Here is a 17,297-nt window from a genome sequence, read left to right on the forward strand (position 1 = left end):
TGCTTTGATGGCATCATTTCCACCGTCGCGACCGTCGCAGTCGTCGCGCTTTCATCAGTCGATTACTTCGTACTCAACATTGTCGATTATCATATAGGTGAGCTTCACCTGCCGCCCGGAGTGCTTGGCCCTGTTCTCATACCTCACATGGTACTCGTCCAGCAGCCTGCCGGATTTTACGTTCAGGTATTTGGTGAGAGCGTTTGCCGCCATGCCCGTATTCACCGCTTCCGCAAGCTCGGTCGGACTGCCTGCCCATTCTCTGCTTTCGGAGGAAACAAGCTGGGAAACCGTATCCAATACAGGGTCGGGCGGCTCCTGATAAGGCTCGTTCTCCGTCCGTTCAAGGCTCCATATCTGCGTGTCGGCATCTTTTTTCAGATATAGAATCTGATCCTGTTGATCTCGCCCCACGGCATCGACCGTGGCCTCCAATGCTGTCCGTTTTTTCTTCTGCATCAGGAGTGCTCCGTCTGCACAACCAAGAAGTCCCGTCGTGCCGGAGATCGTTTCAAAGCTGTCTCCGGCTGGCTGTTTTCTTGTGTGATGAACGGTAACGATGCAAATGCTGTGCCTGTCCGCAAAACGCTTGAGCTTTCCGATGATCTCATAGTCGCTGGCGTAGCTGTAAGCCTCGCCGCCAGCTTCTCTGATCTTCTGCATGGTGTCAATGATAACCAGCTTCGTGTCGGGGTGTTCCTTTATGAAATTCTCAAGCTGCTCGTCAAGACCGTTTCCGATTTTGTTTGCTGCCGTTGCAAAATGCAGGCTGGCAGTATCCGCCACGCCGTACATCATAAACATTCGACTCTGGATTCTCTGGAAATCATCCTCCAGTGCAAGGTACAGAACCGTACCCTGATGGACTTCATAGCCCCACAGCCTTTGCCCTGTGCTGACATGGTAGGCAAGCTGCGCTACCAGAAATGATTTTCCGATTTTGGGTGCTCCTGCGAGGATATATGCCCCGGAGTAGAGCAGACCGTCTATGACGGGCGGTCTGCTCTTGTAGGCGGTCTGATACAGCTCTGTCATGGAAACGGTATGAAGATAATGTGGGTCGTTCATGCGCCGGATTTTCTCGCGCATTTCCTCAATATTTCCCTCTGGGGGATTGCTTTCGCAGGTTTCATGTAGTATGCTCTGGTTAGTTGAATTGTGAGGCGGCTGCCCTCCATCTGCGCCAACAGATGGGATGAGGGCGGTCGTTTTCTCATTATCCGTCATTACGCTCACCTCCGGGAATCTGGAAGCCGTAGAACTTCTGCTTGAAATACTGGGCAGGGCATTTTCCGGCTACGGTCAGATAGCCCTGGGATTTCAGCTCCCTGTTCATTTCCCGGACGATCTGATACGCCTTGCTGCGGCTGATTCCCATGATCTCTGCCACCTCTGACGCTGTGATAAACTGTGCTCTCATAGTACCTCCTGTTTCAATGTGATCTGCCTCGGCCTGCGTATCTTTTGTTCATCCCCCTTTCTCCAGCCTCTCCGAAATACGCACCCTGAGTACATATTTTATTATACGCACACAAGGTGCATTTATCAAGCCTTTAGAAAATAAAAATATGTACTTGCAATTCGCTTTATTCTGTGATATGATATGGACGAGGTGAATCAGATATGGACAATTTCGATTATCCCGCCATTGGGCAGAGAATCAAGCAGCTCCGAAAACGCAAGGGGCTGAACCAGACCGAACTGGCACAAATGCTGAAAAAATCTCTCCGCACCGTACAGAAGTACGAAACTGGAGAGATCGAAGTGTCGATTGCCGTTGTCAATCAGATTGCCGACCTGTTGGATTCAACGCCGACCTATATCCTCGGCTACGAATCCAGTACAACGCAGATCAGAACGCTTTCCGACGTGATGGACTTTCTCTTTAAGCTGGAAACGGTAGAAGGCATCGACTTCAAGATCGACGTGCAGAAGCCACCCCGCCGCAAGCAGTGGGAATGTTCCATTTCCTTTGACGGAAAGAGCATGGCAGAGTTCAACGCCGATATGTGCCTGTTCCTTGAGCAGTGGGAGGACGAACGCAGCGAGCTTCGCGCCTATAACTCCACGCAGGCAGCATATAAGCGCTGGAAGGAGCAGACGCTTGCATACTATGCCGCGAACGCAGTCAAATGCACAGAGCCGGAAGAACTTGACCGTGATGAACTAATTGCAAGACGGACAGAGCTTTTGGAAAAGGAATACGGTAAAAACGAGAGTAATGAGTAAATAACCCCATCAAAGCCTGATTCTTGAGGGAAGGAGGTAAAAATGTCAGTAACAAAAGACGGCGACACCGGTCGCTGGATGTCCCAGATCCGCGTGACGGACTGGACGGGCAAGACCATCCACAAGAAGAAGCGTGGCTTTGCCACCAAGAAGGAAGCCCTTCAATGGGAACGGGACTTTATCAGCCAATCCACGGGCAGCCTCGGCATGACCTTCGGTGACTTCATCGCCCTGTATGTCAAGGATATGGAGCACCGCCTCAAGCCCTCCACCGTTGCCAGCAAGAAATGGCTGATTGACCTGAAGGTAACGCCTTTCTTTAAGAAAATCCCGCTGAACGAGATCAAGCCCACTCATGTGCGCCAATGGCAGAACTCCCTGACCAGCTATCGGGATGAAAATGGCAAGCCTTACGCCCAGACCTATCTCAAGTGCATCAACAACCAGCTCACGGCGATTTTCAACTACGCAGTCAAATACTATGGCTTGAAAGAAACCCCCTGCCACAAGGCGGGGAGCATGGGCAAGAAGAAAGCCGACGAGATGCTGTTCTGGACAAAGGACGAGTTCCAGACCTTTATCGAGAGCATGAAAGACCGGCCTGCCAGCTACACGGTATTTATGACCATGTACTACACGGGGATCCGGGAGGGAGAACTGCTGGCGCTCACACCGTCGGACATCGACTTCGAGAAGAAGACCCTGACGGTGAACAAGAGCTATCAGCGCCTCGGCAGAGAGGATATTATCACCACTCCGAAAACGCCGAAAAGCATCCGCACTATCCCCATTCCCGACGGTCTTTGCACCTGTTTGCAGGAGTATATGTCCCATTGCTACGGACTGCAAAAGGACGACCGGCTCTTTCCCTATACCAAGAGCTTTCTGTATCACGAAATGGAGTATGGCTGCAAAGCATCAGGTGTGAAGCGGATTCGGGTGCATGATATTCGCCACAGCCACGCCAGCCTGCTGGTGGAGATGGGCTTCTCACCGCTGCTGATCGCGGAGCGGCTCGGACATGAAAAGGTGCAGACAACGATGGACACGTACAGCCACCTGTACCCCAACAAGCAGGTGGAGGTAGCCAGACAGCTTGACGGCATCATGCCGTGAGCCTCTGGCTACAAAAATCGCTGCAAATGTAGCCAATTTGTAGCCACTAAAAAAGAAAAATCCTGAAAAACGCTGTATTACCAACGCTTTTCAGGATTCCAAAAACACTAAATATTTATTCCCACTCGATGGTTGCCGGGGGCTTGGATGTAATATCGTATACAATCCGATTGACCCCAGGAACTTCATTTACAATGCGCGTGCTGATGCAGTCCAAAATATCGTAGGGGATACGGGCCCAGTCAGCGGTCATAAAATCATCGGTCGTGACGGCGCGAAGGGCCAAGGTATGGTCATAAGTACGGCCATCGCCCATGACGCCCACAGAGCGGGTATTGGTGAGAACGGCGAAAAACTGACTAAGATTTTGGGCTTCCCGGGATTTAGAAAGCTCGTCTCGGAAGATGAAATCGGCCAGGCGAAGGATATCTGCTTTTTCCTTGGTGACATCTCCGATGATGCGGATGGCAAGACCTGGCCCGGGGAAGGGCTGACGACTGACTAAATATTCTGGGAGTCCCAGTTCTCTCCCCAGCTGACGGACTTCATCCTTAAAAAGCATACGCAACGGTTCGAGAATCTCTTTAAAATCTACATAGTCCGGCAGGCCACCGACATTGTGATGGCTCTTGATGGTGGCGGCTTCTCCCGTCCCGGATTCAATTACGTCGGGATAGATGGTGCCCTGTGCCAAAAAGTCTACGGCACCGATTTTTTTTGCCTCCTCTTCAAAGACCCGAATAAACTCTTCGCCAACGATTTTGCGTTTCTGTTCTGGTTCCTCTACACCTGTCAGTTTGCCCAGGAAACGGGTTTCTGCATTGACCCGGCGGAAGTGCAGGTTCCACTTGGAAAAGGCGGCCTCTACTTCGTCTCCTTCGTGCAGACGCAAAAGGCCGTGGTCTACAAAGACGCAGGTCAGCTGATTTCCCACTGCTTCTGCAAGCAGTGCGGCGGCAACAGAAGAGTCCACACCGCCGGAAAGAGCAAGCAGGACCTTGCCGCTGCCCACCTTTTTTCGGATGGCGGCAATGGCAGATTGGCAGAAATCGTGCATCGTCCAGTCGCCGTTGGCGTGACAGACAGAATAGAGAAAATTGCGGATCATTTCCATACCATATTCTGTGTGGTTGACCTCTGGATGATATTGTACGCCGTAGAAGCCTCTCTGCATGTCAGCGATGGCGGCGTTGGGACACATTTTCGTATGGGCGGTCAAAGAAAAGCCGGAAGGAACCTGGGCCATATAATCCCCGTGGCTCATCCAGGAGATGCCCTCTGACGGGATTCCTTGGAAGAGGGGACAGGTAGTGTCGTAATAAGTGACTGTCTTTCCGTATTCCCGGGCTGTGTCTTCCTGGGCGGGGGAAACCTCACCGCCCAAGCTGTGGGCCATCAGCTGACATCCATAACAAATACCCAAGATGGGAACGCCCCAGGTGAAGATCTCAGGATCCACATGGGGGGCGGTGTCCAGATAAACGCTGTTAGGCCCGCCAGTGAAGATAATGCCGATTGGTGCCATGGCTCTCAGCTCTTCCAAGGGGGTTGTATAAGGTTTTACCTCGCAGTAGACGCCGCATTCCCGAACCCGGCGTGCAATGAGCTGGTTGTATTGCCCGCCAAAGTCCAAGACGAGGACAAGCTCGTGTTTCACAGGGACCATCCTTTCTCTTGCGTAAAATGATGATGTTTTATTGTACTGCGCGTCAGTAGGAATTACAAGTCCGGTTTGCCTGATCTCTGTATCTTTTGGTTACATATTTTGTAAATGATAGGGCATGCTATGGCAAAGAATGGGACGATCAAAGGGGGAGAAGGCATGATTACTGCTGTGGTCCGGACAATTATTTTATATCTGCTGATTATCCTTGGAATCCGCCTCATGGGGAAACGGCAGATCGGGGAGTTGGAGCCCTCCGAACTGGTGCTTTCCCTGATTATTGCGGACCTGGCGGCGGTTCCTATGCAGGACTTTGGAATTCCCTTGATTATGGGGATTATTCCGATTTTAACTTTGTTGTGCTTGTCCGCGATCCTGTCTGTGCTGACGGTGAAGAGCATCCGGTTTCGGGCACTCTTATGCAGCAGACCCAGCATCGTGATCCAGGACGGGAAGATTTTAACCCGGGAAATGGTGAAGAACCGCTTCACTGTGGATGAATTGATGGAAGAGCTTCGCATGGCAGGGGTTACGGACCTCTCCACGGTGAAGTATGCCGTGCTGGAGACCACGGGCCGCATTTCTGTGTTGCCTTACGCTGAGCATCAGCCGGTCACGGTCAGAGACATGGGGCTGAAGGTGAAGGAAGCCGGACTGCCGGTGATTGTGGTCAGCGATGGCCGGGTACTCTCCCACAACTTAAAAACCAGGAATCTGTCTATGCGGTGGGTGAAGGAGCAGATGGGAAGCCGGGGCGTTCAGGACATCCGCCAGGTGTTTCTGATGACCGTGGACGAAGCCGACAATGTATATTTTGTCAAGAAGGAGGAGAAAACTTGAGGCAGCTTTGGATTTCTGTGGCGATCTTAGCTGGTATGGTGCTCCTTCTGTCCTGGAACATGGTCCATGTGCATCAGCTGACGGAACCCATGCGGGAAGACCTGTCCCAAGCGGTTGCAGCGGCGCGGGAGGAGGACTGGCAGAAGGCAGAGGCACTGACCCAAAAGGCACAGGAGCATTGGCAGAGTAATGTGTCATATCTTCGGTTTGTACAGTTTCATGAGGAGATTGATGAGGTTACTGTACTGCTGAAGGAGGCAAAAGGATTCTTATGGGATCGGGAAGTGGGCGAGTACACGGCAATGAGTGTCCGGATCTGTGGCAAGCTGGAGGCAATGTGTGGGCTGGAAACAATATCCGCCGGAAATCTTTTCTAATGTGAATGAAAATAATTCATTGACAAGGAGCGGAATGCGGTGTATCCTTAGCAGGAGCTCAAAAAGGAGGGATTCCCATGTCGCGGATTACAAAGGATCCCACAGAACGCCGGCAAGAAATTTTAGATACGGCCCTGAAACTTTTTTGGGAAAAGGGCTATGAAAAAACCTCGATGACCGAGATTGCCCAGGCCATGCAGGTGGCACAGGGACTGTGTTACCGCTATTTTCCATCCAAAGAGGCGTTGTTTCAGACAGCTGTTGATCAATATGCCCAGCGGCAAGTGGATCAGATCGCCAGCGTATTGAGAAAACCAGGTCTGACACTGGTCCAAGTGGTGGAACAAATGCCGACCTTTCTGGAAACCGAGGCGGAGGACAGTGCCATTGCCAAGCTCTGCCATGGGCCGGAGAGCGAAAAGCTCCATGGGCCGCTCTCCATGGCGATATGTGCCAAACTTCAGCCGTTGGTGCAACAGTTGTTGGAGAAGGCCAATGAGCGGGGAGAGGTCCAGATTGCAGACCCGGAGACGGCCGCCTCTTTTTGTGTCTATGGACAGTTGGGCATTCTATGGAATCAAACGCTCAGTGGAGAGGAGAGAGTACGCCGCGTCAAGGCATTTTTAATCCATCTGCTGACTACATTTTAAGCAAAGACCCTGCTCTTTTTGGGCTGGGACTCTTTTCGGCAAGTAAATGAATGAAATTCATTCAAAAAAGGAGAAAAATATGAGTAAAAATTTTGATATCATCCATGGCAATCCCAGCCAGTGCTTGTTTGCCATGGTGCTGCCGATGATGGCGGCGATGTTTTTGAACATGGCCTATAATTTGGTGGACAGTCTATGGATTGGAAACCTGCTGGGAGAGTCTGCCTACGCGGCGCTGACAGCGGCGACCCCAATCCTTTTGCTGCTCAATTCCATCGCAATGGGGGCGACCAACGGGGTTGCTATTTTGCTCTCTCAGGCCATTGGGGCGGGGGAGACACGACGAACCCGAACCATCCTGTTTACTTCATTTATTTTAAGTATTGTGTTTTCTCTTGGGATGACAGGATTATTGGAGGGAATGGTATCCCCTTTGCTTCGGTTTCTTCAAGTTCCATCGGAGCTGTATGAAATGACTTGTCTCTACCTGAGGATTTATTTGATTGGGTATGGGGCGGTTTATCTCTATTGTTATTTTGCCGCTGTGCTGCGCAGCTTTGGGGATACGGTGTTCCAGATGCTGGCCATGCTGGTATGTACTGTACTCAACGGCGCGTTAGACCCGCTGTTGATTCACGGATTTGGATTGCAGGGCGCGGCAGCGGCGACGGTTTTGTCTCAGGGAATTTGTTTGGGGTTTATGGTGTGTTATCTGAGAAAGAAAGCCTTGTTTTCTTTCCATGCTGCTGATTGGTCCGGGAAGGAGCTTGGCACCATTTGCTTAAAAAGCCTTCCAGCGGCGTTTCAGCAAAGTATTCCTGCCATCAGCACCAGTGTGCTTACTGCGATAGTCAGCGGTTTTGGGGTGACCGCCCTGGCGGCGTATGGCGTGGCTGGGAAGCTGGAGCTTCTTCTCTTCTATCCAGCGATGTCCTTTCAAATGGTTTTGACAACGATTGTGGGTCAGTGTATAGGGGCCGGACGCCGTGATCGCGCGTGGGTATACTGTAAAACGGCTTTGCTTTGGGGCGGAGGTCTGTTGATCATTCTCTCCTGCGGTGTTGTGGGACTGGCTCATCCTTTGTCTGAACTGTTTGTAGACAGTAAGGCTGTGGCGGAAGTGGTGGCCGGATATTTCCAGGTGGTCAGTGTGGGATATCTGTTCAATATGGAAACCAACTGTTTTCTGGGGGCAGTCAATGGGATGGGTCATCCAGGACACAGCATGCTTTGCATGGTACTGTACTACTTAATCATTCGGATTCCGTTGGCCTGTCTGCTCTCCTCTGCCGGGCTAAATGGGATATGGGCTGCTGTTTTGTGTAGCCATGTGGCAGCGGTGGTAACGGCGTGCCTGCTTGCCAGGGGATTGGCCTCCAGAAAGAAAAGCCCCATATAATCCGTCTTTCGCAGCAAAAAAGCTGCGAGGGATGCCGACAAAGCGGACATGGTCAGATAGGTAGACAAAGAGAACAGACCGCTGCCGCCCATGGTGGATACACATTCTGTAAAGGAAGGCTGAGAACGGATGATGAGACAGAACGATAGGAACATTCAGTGGGACACTTCTCCTTACATGGCGCGGCAGACTTTACAGTCCGCGCATCCATTGCAAATGGGCTTGGAAGCGCAGGGAGATGGGCCCCAGGAGAGGCGTGCAGAAGACGCCCTTGTGACGGAAGGGGAGGGAGAGCAGAAAGGGAATCCGTTCCTCTGCTCGGATTTGGTTCTCACAAGCCACGTGAAAAAATACGTTTTCCCAACCGTTGCCCCAGTCTTCCGGCAGACAGGCGGATACTCTTTGGGGACGCTTGGTTAGGAGGAAAAAGATGACATCTGGTCGCATGCGAATCATATCCCAGGCATCATCCCGCCATGGGTCTGCTTCCGGTAAGAAAAAATCGGAGGTCATGCACACCCAGAGCATTTCACCACGCCTAATTTTGTATTGGCCCCGCCGGTCTTTTTGGAGCGGGTAGGAATTTTTGTCCGGTAGATATCTGCGCCGCTCCGGCCGCTTTTCTGGTCCATGGAGCAGTACCGGCACCCTTCGCTGTACTTATGACAGCCGTGCCAAGGATTCCAAATGTCATGCATGCCGATTTTCGTGTTTCCAATCTTTGATCTGTTCCAGGCGAGCTTTCCACTTGGCCTCTTGCCCCTGGTCTGTGGGCTGATAGTAGACCCGGTTCACCAGAGTGTCTGGGAGACATTGTAGGGTGGTGAGCTTGTCCGGGGTATCATGGGCGTATTGATAGCCTTTGCCGTAGTTTAAGTCCTTCATCAATTTGGTGACCCCGTTTCGGAGTGCTAGGGGGACAGGCTCCGTCAACTGGGTCAGGGCGTCTTGTTTGGCACGTTCATAGGCCAGGTACAGGGCGTTTGATTTGGGTGCCAGGGAGAGGTAAACCGCAGCTTGGGTCAGGAAAACAGAGCACTCAGGCATTCCAATGAAATGGCAGGCCTGATAGGCAGCCACAGCGATTTCCAAGGCACGGGCGTCGGCCAGTCCGATATCTTCGCTGGCAAACCGGGTCAGGCGTCGGGCGACGTAAAGGGGGTCTTCTCCTGCTTCCAGCATCCGGGCCAGCCAGTAAACTGCGGCATCCGGGTCAGAATTTCGCATGGATTTGTGCAGGGCGGAGATCAGATTGTAGTGTTCCTCTCCATTTTTGTCGTAGAGAAGGGACTTTTGGGCGGTGCACTGTTCCAGGGTCTCTCTGGTTACTGTAATGGTATTGTCGGAGACCGCTCCGTTGAGGACCACCATTTCCAGGGTGGATAGGGCGATTCGCGCGTCGCCATTGGCAAAACGGGCAATGTGCTCCAGCATGTCCGGCTCGATGAGGATATGCTGAGCCCCAAAGCCGCGGGGGTCCTGCAGGGCCCGGTTCAGCAGATGGACAAGCTCTTCTGAGGTTAAAGCGTGGAGCACGAAGACCTTGCACCGGGAGAGCAGAGCGCCGTTGACTTCAAAGGAGGGATTTTCCGTGGTAGCCCCGATAAGCAGAATACTTCCCTTTTCTACAAAGGGAAGGAATGCGTCTTGCTGCGCTTTGTTAAACCGGTGAATTTCATCTACAAATACAATGGTGCGGGTTCCGAATCTTCGGTTGCTCTCCGCCTGCTGCATAATGGCGCGGATCTCCTTAATCCCGCCGGTAACAGCCGAGAATGCAATGAACTCTGCTTTGGTGGCATGGGCAATCACTTGGGCTAAAGTGGTTTTTCCCACACCGGGCGGCCCCCAGAAGATCATAGAGGCAAGCTGATCCGTTTCAATCAGCCGGCGGAGGAGCTTGCCTTCCCCCAAGAGATGGGTTTGCCCGACGTATTCTTCTAAACACTGAGGGCGGAGTCGGGCAGCCAGGGGACGAGGGGGCTCTTGCCCGAATAAGGTATTTTGTTCCATGGTGGGTCCTGCTTTCTGCTTGCGCTTGGTATTTGTTTATGGTATCACAGAGTTTGAGAAGCTTCAATAGAACGGGCTTTCTTTTGTCGCTGATCCAGTCCAGGAAAGGGGATTCCATGGTTTTTGCGGGCTGGCATGGGACCGGAGGGAAGGGAAAGAGAGGAAGAACGAGAAATTTGACGGAAAAGGTATGGGAAAGGGGCAAAAAAATCTGCGAACAAACGAAAAAAAATTTTCTCTCAGTTCTCCCGTTTTTTGCAGAGTGTGCTATAATAACGGAGAAATGGTCGTGTAACACCGAGATACTTTTAGTAGGGAGGACAAGGAAATATGAAAACCCTGTACAACGGAAAGACGAAGACGGTCATGCTGGACGAAGCCACTGGTGTGGTGAATCTCTTCTTTAAGGATTCCGCCACGGGAGAAAACGGTGTCTTTGACCCCGGCTCCAACACCGTGGGTGGCAGTGTGGAAGGCAAAGGAAAGATCGGCCTGAAAATCTCCAAGCACTTTTTCGAAATCATGGAGAAAAACGGCATTCCCACCCACTATCTGGGCGCGGATGTGGAGCAGGGCCTGATGCAGGTGCGCAAGCTGACCGTGCCGAAGCTGGAGTTTGTGCTGCGTTATTACACGGCTGGCTCTATGTGCCGCCGGTTTAGCCTGGAAGAGGGCATTGTCTTTGATCCTCCCTATACGGAGGTCACATTGAAGGACGATGAGCAGGGAGATCCTCTGATCAGTGAGCGCCTGTGCATCATGAAAGGGATGCTGGCCCCTGGTCAGTACGACGAGGCGCTGGGCATTCTGGTCAAGGTAGGAGAGGTTCTGAAGAAGGAACTGTCCGCTATGGGCCTGACGCTCATTGATTTTAAGATTGAGGTAGGCTATGATGAAAACGGCAAGATGTATGTGGTGGATGAAATTACCCCTGACATCTGGAGAGTCCGGGACGAGAAGGGGAACATCCCCAACCAGATCGACTGCGCGAAAATGATTCTGGAGAAAATTTAACAGCGTGATAGAAGGAACTTCCTCCCTGCTGTACGGGGAGGAAGTTTTTTACCTCAATGGAGGGCAGTACACTCCACAAAAAATTCAAATTTCTCTGGTATACTACCATTTGAGGTGAAAAAGAATGTTTCGAATTTTAATTGTAGAGGATGAGCCTGATATTGGGGAACTCCTCCAGAACTATTTGGAGCATGCCGGGTATGTGACCCGTTTGGCCCAGGAGGGACAGGGTGCGTTGACGCTGTTTTATCAGGAAACCTTTGACTTAGTGCTTTTGGACTTGATGCTCCCCAAGATGGACGGATATGCACTCTGCCAAGCCATCCGGGAACAGTCTGACGTACCAGTTATCATGGTGACTGCGTTGGACAGTGAGGAGCATCAGCTGCAGGGCTTTCAGTTCAACATTGATGATTATGTAACCAAGCCCTTCTCCATCCCCGTTCTGTTGCAGAAAATTCGAGCAGTTCTTCGCCGGACCACAGGGCACGCCGGAGATGAGCCCATCTGTTATCGGAACCTAACCTTGGATTTGGAGGGATATCAGGCCTATCTGGGAGGAACCCCTGTCGATTTGACAAGGCGGGAGATTGCACTGCTGCGGACCCTGTTAGAGAACCAGGGGCGGGTTCTAACCCGGCAGATGCTGCTCAACCGTGTGTGGAGCTACGATTTCTACGGGGATGAGCGAATTGTGGATACACATATCAAAAATCTACGAAAAAAATTGGAGGCGGATTATATTGAGACGGTGCGCGGCGTGGGTTACCGAATGGAGCGGGAAAATAAGACGTAATCTGCCAGTGAAAATTTTCTGTTTTACCTGCCTGCTCCTGTTGGCTGTCTGTATTGTGACCTACGGTCTGATCGCCTGGATGATGCCGGTGACATACCAGGCAGACAGAAACCGCGTGTTATCGGAGCAGGCGGAGAGTTTGATCCAAGAGTTGAGCAAGACTACGCTATCTGCGTGTGGCCCGCTGCTGGAGAAATTTGCGTCGGATTATGATGCCCAAGTGAGTATTTTAGATGAAACTGGTCAGCCGGTGGCGGGGACAAAGGACCTTGCACAAACAGAGGAGGAAGAGGGCCGGGTGACGTTTAGCCAGATTCAAACGGAGGAGGGCATGACGCTGCAAACCAACGAATCAATACACATTACCCAAACCGTTGCGACTCCGTTTTCTTTTCAAGGCAGTCAGGATGTGTATCAGCTGATGGTGGTAGGCAGAATCCGAGGGGTGAATCAAGCGATGGAAGCCTTGGGGAAATTATGGCCTTGGCTGCTGGCCTCGGTGGTGTCGGTGTCTATTTTGGGGTCCTTTTTCTACGCCCGCTATGTTACCCGGCTATCCCGCGCCATGGGGGAGCTGCAGGGGGCGAATGAGGCGCTGCGGCGAGACATGGAACGAGAGCGGGAAATGGAGCGGCAGCGGATGGAATTCTTTGCCGCAGCTTCCCATGAACTAAAGACGCCGATCACCATTGTCAAAGGGCAGCTGGGAGGGATGCTGGACGGGGTGGGGGTCTATGCCGACCGGGAGCGATACCTGGCCAGAAGTCTGCAAGTGATGGGCAGCATGGAGCGTTTGGTGGGGGAACTCCTGACCCTTTCCCGGATGGAAGGGGAGAAGGTCCGCCGTGGCATAAAGCCTCTGAATCTAACCGATCTCCTGACTGCCTGTGTGGAGGAATACACGGACCTCTTTGCCCAAAAGGAGCAGACGCTGCATGTTTCCCTTGCGCCGGACCTTCGGGTACCGGGAGAGTGGAATTTACTCTCCAAGGCGGTCTGCAATCTTTTAACCAATGGAGCCATGTATTCCCCGGACGGGGCGGAACTTTTTCTCTCTGCTCGGGAGGAAGGGGAGCAGATCTATTTCTCTCTGGAAAACACAGGGGTTCACCTGTCAGAAGAAAGGATTCCCCATCTGTTTGAGGCCTTTTACCGGGGGGAGGGCTCTCGCAACCGGCAGACGGGCGGAAGCGGTTTGGGGCTGTACCTGGTGAAACGGATTCTGGAATACCATTGTGGGGAGATACGGATTAGAAATACCGCCGCTGGAGTCTGTGTGGAAGTTTGGCTGCCCAGAACCAACTCCACAGAAACTACAACTTCCTGCTAAATTAACTCCATATTTTTTTGCTATCCTTTCCTTGCTCTTAAAAGCAAGGAAAGGATTTTTGCGATGAAACTACAGATGGAACATTTAACCATGACCTATCCCACCGGAAAGAAGGCGCTTCAGGATATGAGCCTTACATTGAGCAGTCCCCAGATGATTGGACTGCTGGGGCCAAATGGAGCGGGAAAGTCCACCCTGATGAAGCTTCTGACGGCGGCGCTGCTTCCCACCCAGGGAAGCATTTTTGTGGACGCGCGGCCCCTGGCCAAAAGCGAAGGGGCCTTGAAAGCCCAGCTTGGCTATCTGCCCCAGGACTTTGGACTTTATGAGGAGCTAACGGTAACCCAGTTTCTGGACTATATGGCTGCCTTAAAGGGCATTCGTGCCCCCAAAGCAGAGATTCGGCGGGTTTTGTCGGACACCAATTTGACGCCGCAGCGGCGAGCCAGGATTCGTACCCTTTCCGGCGGGCAACGCCAGCGGGTGGGGATTGCGCAGGCGCTGCTGGGCTCCCCTCAGCTCTTGATTTTGGATGAGCCTACCGTGGGGCTGGACCCGGAGGAGCGGATTCATTTCCGCAACCTATTTGCACAGGAGGCCAAAGATAAATTGGTTCTGCTGTCCACCCACATTATTGAGGATGTGCAGTCTGTGTGTGACCGTCTCATTGTCATTCATGGGGGAGAGCTCCTGTTTGACGGACGCCCTGAGCAGCTGGTTGCCCGGGCCCAGGGACACGTGGGGGTGTTCCAAGGCTATCCGCCCCAAGGAATTTCCTGCGAGGTAACTGCCCAGGTCAACACAGCCGGAGGAATCTTATGCCGGGCTGTGGCGGAGAAACTACCGGAGACAGTTCAGAAAGTAGAGCCTACCTTAGAGGATGCCTATGTCTATCTGGTGGGGAAGGAGGGGAAGCGGCCATGACAGTTTGGCGTGACCTTCGAGTGGAGTGGATGCGTCTGTTTCGGTCCAAGGGAACCTGGCTGGCATTGCTGGCCGCTTCCGCTGCCCCCTTGGTGGGCTATGGACTCTATCAGCCCGCCGGGGGCGGTACAACCGCGGCCTTGGTTCTTCTGAATCCCATGCTGGCAGGCGCGCTGGGCGGGGCGCTTGCGTTTGCGGTGTTAACTTTGTCAGAGATGAACCGGGTCAAAAAGGGGAGAATGGGACCTTTGACAGACAGTGTGGTCTCTCCCCTGCGGATGGCTGTGGTTCGGACCGTTGTGCTGATGCTGACCGCAGTAGTGTCCTCTCTGGTGACCAGTCTACTTTACCTTCCCTATACCTGGTACCGGTTGGGGGAGACCTTTCAGGGAAAGGAATATGTCCAAGTCGCCCTGCTGTTTTTGCTTCCCTTTCTGGAAATGACGGTTTTGGCGGCTGCTGCGTTTTACCAAATATTCCAGCGGGTGGATGTCTGTGTGCTGCTTCTCCTGGCACTTTTGCTGGTGGGACTGGGCCCTTGGAGTCAGGACACCTATTTGCTGTACTGGATGGATTTGTCCAACCTGGGTTTTTCCGGAGACTTAGGCAATACGACGATTTTCCGGCTGGCGCGGTACAGCCGTTTGCTGTGGCTGTGCCTCTTTGGCGGGCTCTGGGTGGGGTCCCTTCTGTGCGTTCGAAACCACGGCAGGGGTATTTTTGGCTCCATGGCTTGCTATGGGCGAAAGCTCTACTTGCCGCTGCTGGCGGCTTGTCTTCTGGTAAGCGGAGCTGGCTTGTATTTCCGCCAACCTTACCTGGACCATGCTCCGCCTGTCTCTTTGGATACCGGCAATGTAACAGGGGGAGGGACGGCCTATTCCAGCATGGAGGAGACGGAAGAACCTACGGTGGTCATTCATAAGACGCAGCTGGAGCTGCTGGTTCATCCGGAACAAGGCACGGCAGAGGGAAACGCGACCTATGAGGTGGAAAACATCAGCGGTACGGAACAGGCGTGTCTGCTGGATATTAATCCAGGCTATACTGTTGAGCTTATTTTGGTGAATGGAGAAGAGGTTCCGTTTACGGATCAACACAACGATCAGTTTATCTCTTTGAAAAATATCTCCCTCACGCTCCCTGCGCAAAAGAATTTGCAGGTGGAGATTTCCTATCAAGGGCGCATTCAACTGCCTGCGAACACAGGGGTGTTGGCCATTTATGATGAGATCACGCCGGAGTACATCAGCATGGGCGGCAATAGCGTGCTTCCTGCCCTTCACGGGGAGACGGCGGAAGATTGCACCTTTACCGGCCGCGTTACTTTGCCGGAGCAGTTGCAGATGGTGTCGAAAGGAAAGCCGGCGCAAGTGGTGGGAGAGGGGGAAGGAACCCGAACCTGGCATTTGGAAGGAACGGGACTCCGCCCGGCCTTTTTCGCGGGAAACTATGTCTGTGTCAAACTCAAGGGCACAGCATTCCCGGTGTATTTCTGGTATAGTGCGACCCACCAAACGGAGTTTACCTCGTTGGGGATTGAGCGTTTGCTGACAGACACCGTATCTTACTGCACGGCGCATTATGGGGCGCTGCCCTATACAGAGGAGTATCCACTCAATATCGTGATGACCAGCGCCCACATGATGGGCGGTGGTGCCGCGGACAATCTCAGCTATATGGGGGAACTTTTCTTTTCGGAGGACAACCTGAAAGACCCCTCTAAGGGGGCCAGTGCGGAAGAGGTGATTGCCCATGAAATTGTGCACCAGTGGTGGGGCAGCCAGTGCCCCATCATGGATCTGGAAAATACGGATTGGAGCGCGGAAGCTCTGACCTGCTACACCACATACCGGATGATGAAAGAATGGAAGGGAGCGGACTATGCCCAGCAGTTCTACGTGGACCAGTGGCAGACGCGGTATGATGATATGATGGATCAGTTTTACCTCCGCAATCCGCAGTATATCAGCCGTTTGTCAGAGGAGCATCAAGCCTCTATACAAGCCCTGATCTTTGACGCCAGCACCTATGGAAAGGCACCTTTGCAGGTGAAACAGGCGGAGACCTTGGTGGGTGGAGAGGCGGCAATGGACGCTATCCTCCAAACCCTCTTCCAACAGGGGGGAACGGAGATGCCTCCCTATGTCACTTGGCAGGACTTTTTGGATGCCTGCGGCCTGACAGAGGATCAGCTTGCGGTGAAAGGGGGACATGGAAATGGTTAAGATTTTCTACTATGAGCTTCGCCGTCTGTTGGGAAATCGGTTTACCGTTGGCTTGCTCTTGGTGGCCCTGCTATATGGGTACTGGACCATGCGAGGGGAAATCCTGTTGGGTATAGCGAATACGGCGCCCTTTTCCCCTTGGAGTTTTGGGGCTTATCTGGCCGAAATGATGCCATTGCTCCTGGTAGCTCTGCTCTGTTTTCTTTCTATTCTCACCTCTGACACAGGAAAACGGGTGGAAGTTTTGATTGCGGCAACCCCGCTTTCCCAAGCGGTCCACTGCCGGATTCGGTATACTGCGGTCACGGTGGCATTTCTTGTGGTCACAGCAGTGCCTGTGGTGTACGCCGTTGGATTTTATGGGATCATTTTTGGGGCGATAGACTGGAACACGCTGCTGCTGCCCCTGGTGATAACTGTGTTTCCGCCTTTCTTGCTGGTCATGGGCACGGGGCTTTGGCTGGGACGTGTGCATCATAGACTCTTGATGGCGCTGGTGGCTGTGGTTTTGCTTCTGGCAGTTGTGCCGGTGCCATCTTGGATGGACCTTTATGGAGGAACTTTCTTTTCCTCTTATCCGGATTCCCTGGGGGTCCTGGACCCGCCCTTTCAGCTGCCGGCCTCTGTGATCGCCGGAAAAGTGACGGTCTCTGCCTTGGGAGCGGGGTTCGTTGCCGACGCGGCCCGGTGAAAAGAGTAAGCGAGCAGGACAGCAGAC

At 52.7% G+C, this 17,297-nt stretch carries 17 protein-coding genes; 12 read left to right on the top strand and 5 right to left on the bottom strand.

Going from position 1 to position 17,297, the window contains the following annotated elements; translation table 11 throughout:
* Positions 1-54: 54 nt before the first annotated feature.
* A complete protein-coding gene (locus DV520_RS03125; RefSeq protein WP_117141760.1) occupies positions 55-1,227 on the bottom strand; it encodes an AAA family ATPase in 1,173 nt (390 codons plus the stop codon).
* A complete protein-coding gene (locus DV520_RS03130) occupies positions 1,217-1,420 on the bottom strand; it encodes an ICEBs1 excisionase (RefSeq protein ID WP_117141761.1) in 204 nt (67 codons plus the stop codon). Before DV520_RS03130 ends, DV520_RS03125 begins: the two co-directional genes overlap by 11 nt.
* 203 nt (positions 1,421-1,623) lie before the next feature.
* Here DV520_RS03130 and DV520_RS03135 point away from each other — a divergent pair, with 203 nt between their 5' ends.
* Together DV520_RS03135 and DV520_RS03140 are read left to right on the top strand one after the other, a co-directional pair.
* A complete protein-coding gene (locus DV520_RS03135) occupies positions 1,624-2,229 on the top strand; it encodes a helix-turn-helix domain-containing protein (protein ID WP_024724398.1) in 606 nt (201 codons plus the stop codon).
* Between the two features lie 42 nt (positions 2,230-2,271).
* Positions 2,272-3,345: a site-specific integrase gene (locus DV520_RS03140; protein WP_117141762.1), complete on the top strand. Its 1,074-nt coding sequence runs from the start codon at positions 2,272-2,274 to the stop codon at positions 3,343-3,345.
* A gap of 115 nt (positions 3,346-3,460) precedes the next feature.
* Here DV520_RS03140 and guaA read toward each other — a convergent pair whose 3' ends face one another.
* Positions 3,461-5,002 (bottom strand): glutamine-hydrolyzing GMP synthase, encoded by a 1,542-nt coding sequence (guaA, locus tag DV520_RS03145; protein ID WP_276875121.1) that lies wholly within the window; start codon positions 5,000-5,002, stop codon positions 3,461-3,463.
* 165 nt (positions 5,003-5,167) lie between these two features.
* On the opposite strand from guaA, the gene DV520_RS03150 reads away from it, so the two are divergent.
* The 4 genes from DV520_RS03150 (at position 5,168) to DV520_RS03165 (ending at position 8,274) form a co-directional block, all read left to right on the top strand.
* Positions 5,168-5,848, top strand: a complete 681-nt coding sequence (locus tag DV520_RS03150) for a DUF421 domain-containing protein (protein WP_117141764.1) — start codon at positions 5,168-5,170, stop codon at positions 5,846-5,848.
* Positions 5,845-6,225, top strand: a complete 381-nt coding sequence (locus tag DV520_RS03155; RefSeq protein ID WP_117141765.1) for a DUF4363 family protein — start codon at positions 5,845-5,847, stop codon at positions 6,223-6,225. Before DV520_RS03150 ends, DV520_RS03155 begins: the two co-directional genes overlap by 4 nt.
* Positions 6,226-6,302: 77 nt before the next feature.
* Positions 6,303-6,875 (top strand): TetR/AcrR family transcriptional regulator, encoded by a 573-nt coding sequence (locus DV520_RS03160; protein ID WP_117141766.1) that lies wholly within the window; start codon positions 6,303-6,305, stop codon positions 6,873-6,875.
* Positions 6,876-6,954: 79 nt separating this feature from the next.
* Positions 6,955-8,274 (top strand): MATE family efflux transporter, encoded by a 1,320-nt coding sequence (locus tag DV520_RS03165; RefSeq protein WP_117141767.1) that lies wholly within the window; start codon positions 6,955-6,957, stop codon positions 8,272-8,274.
* 192 nt (positions 8,275-8,466) lie between these two features.
* Here DV520_RS03165 and DV520_RS03170 read toward each other — a convergent pair whose 3' ends face one another.
* Positions 8,467-8,922, bottom strand: coding sequence for a DUF5131 family protein (locus DV520_RS03170; RefSeq protein ID WP_242984636.1), 456 nt, complete (start codon positions 8,920-8,922; stop codon positions 8,467-8,469).
* Positions 8,923-8,964: 42 nt separating this feature from the next.
* A complete protein-coding gene (locus tag DV520_RS03175; protein ID WP_117141768.1) occupies positions 8,965-10,287 on the bottom strand; it encodes a replication-associated recombination protein A in 1,323 nt (440 codons plus the stop codon).
* A gap of 330 nt (positions 10,288-10,617) precedes the next feature.
* Between DV520_RS03175 and DV520_RS03180 the strand changes: the two genes are divergently transcribed.
* The 6 genes from DV520_RS03180 to DV520_RS03205 all read left to right on the top strand — a co-directional run bounded on the left by DV520_RS03180 (position 10,618) and on the right by DV520_RS03205 (position 17,270).
* Positions 10,618-11,301 carry a phosphoribosylaminoimidazolesuccinocarboxamide synthase gene (locus DV520_RS03180; protein WP_021919150.1) on the top strand — a complete coding sequence of 228 codons (684 nt, stop codon included), beginning with the start codon at positions 10,618-10,620 and terminating at the stop codon, positions 11,299-11,301.
* A 124-nt stretch (positions 11,302-11,425) separates the two neighbouring features.
* Entirely contained in the window at positions 11,426-12,097 is a 672-nt protein-coding gene (locus tag DV520_RS03185; RefSeq protein ID WP_117141769.1) for a response regulator transcription factor, read from the top strand.
* A 7-nt stretch (positions 12,098-12,104) separates the two neighbouring features.
* The gene (locus tag DV520_RS03190; RefSeq protein ID WP_165850024.1) at positions 12,105-13,427 is read left to right on the top strand and encodes a sensor histidine kinase; all 1,323 of its coding nucleotides are present in this window, start codon (positions 12,105-12,107) and stop codon (positions 13,425-13,427) included.
* Between the two features lie 63 nt (positions 13,428-13,490).
* Positions 13,491-14,351 (top strand): ATP-binding cassette domain-containing protein, encoded by an 861-nt coding sequence (locus DV520_RS03195; RefSeq protein ID WP_117141771.1) that lies wholly within the window; start codon positions 13,491-13,493, stop codon positions 14,349-14,351.
* Complete coding sequence (locus DV520_RS03200) at positions 14,348-16,579, top strand: M1 family metallopeptidase (RefSeq protein WP_165850025.1); 2,232 nt, start codon at positions 14,348-14,350, stop codon at positions 16,577-16,579. The genes DV520_RS03195 and DV520_RS03200 overlap by 4 nt, the downstream gene beginning before the upstream one ends.
* On the top strand, positions 16,572-17,270 hold the full coding sequence (locus tag DV520_RS03205; RefSeq protein ID WP_117141773.1) for a hypothetical protein: 699 nt from the start codon (positions 16,572-16,574) through the stop codon (positions 17,268-17,270). Before DV520_RS03200 ends, DV520_RS03205 begins: the two co-directional genes overlap by 8 nt.
* The last annotated feature ends 27 nt before the right edge of the window (positions 17,271-17,297 follow it).

Source organism: Evtepia gabavorous, from assembly GCF_003425665.1.
In the GTDB taxonomy this organism is placed as follows: Bacteria; Bacillota; Clostridia; order Oscillospirales; family Oscillospiraceae; genus Evtepia; species Evtepia gabavorous.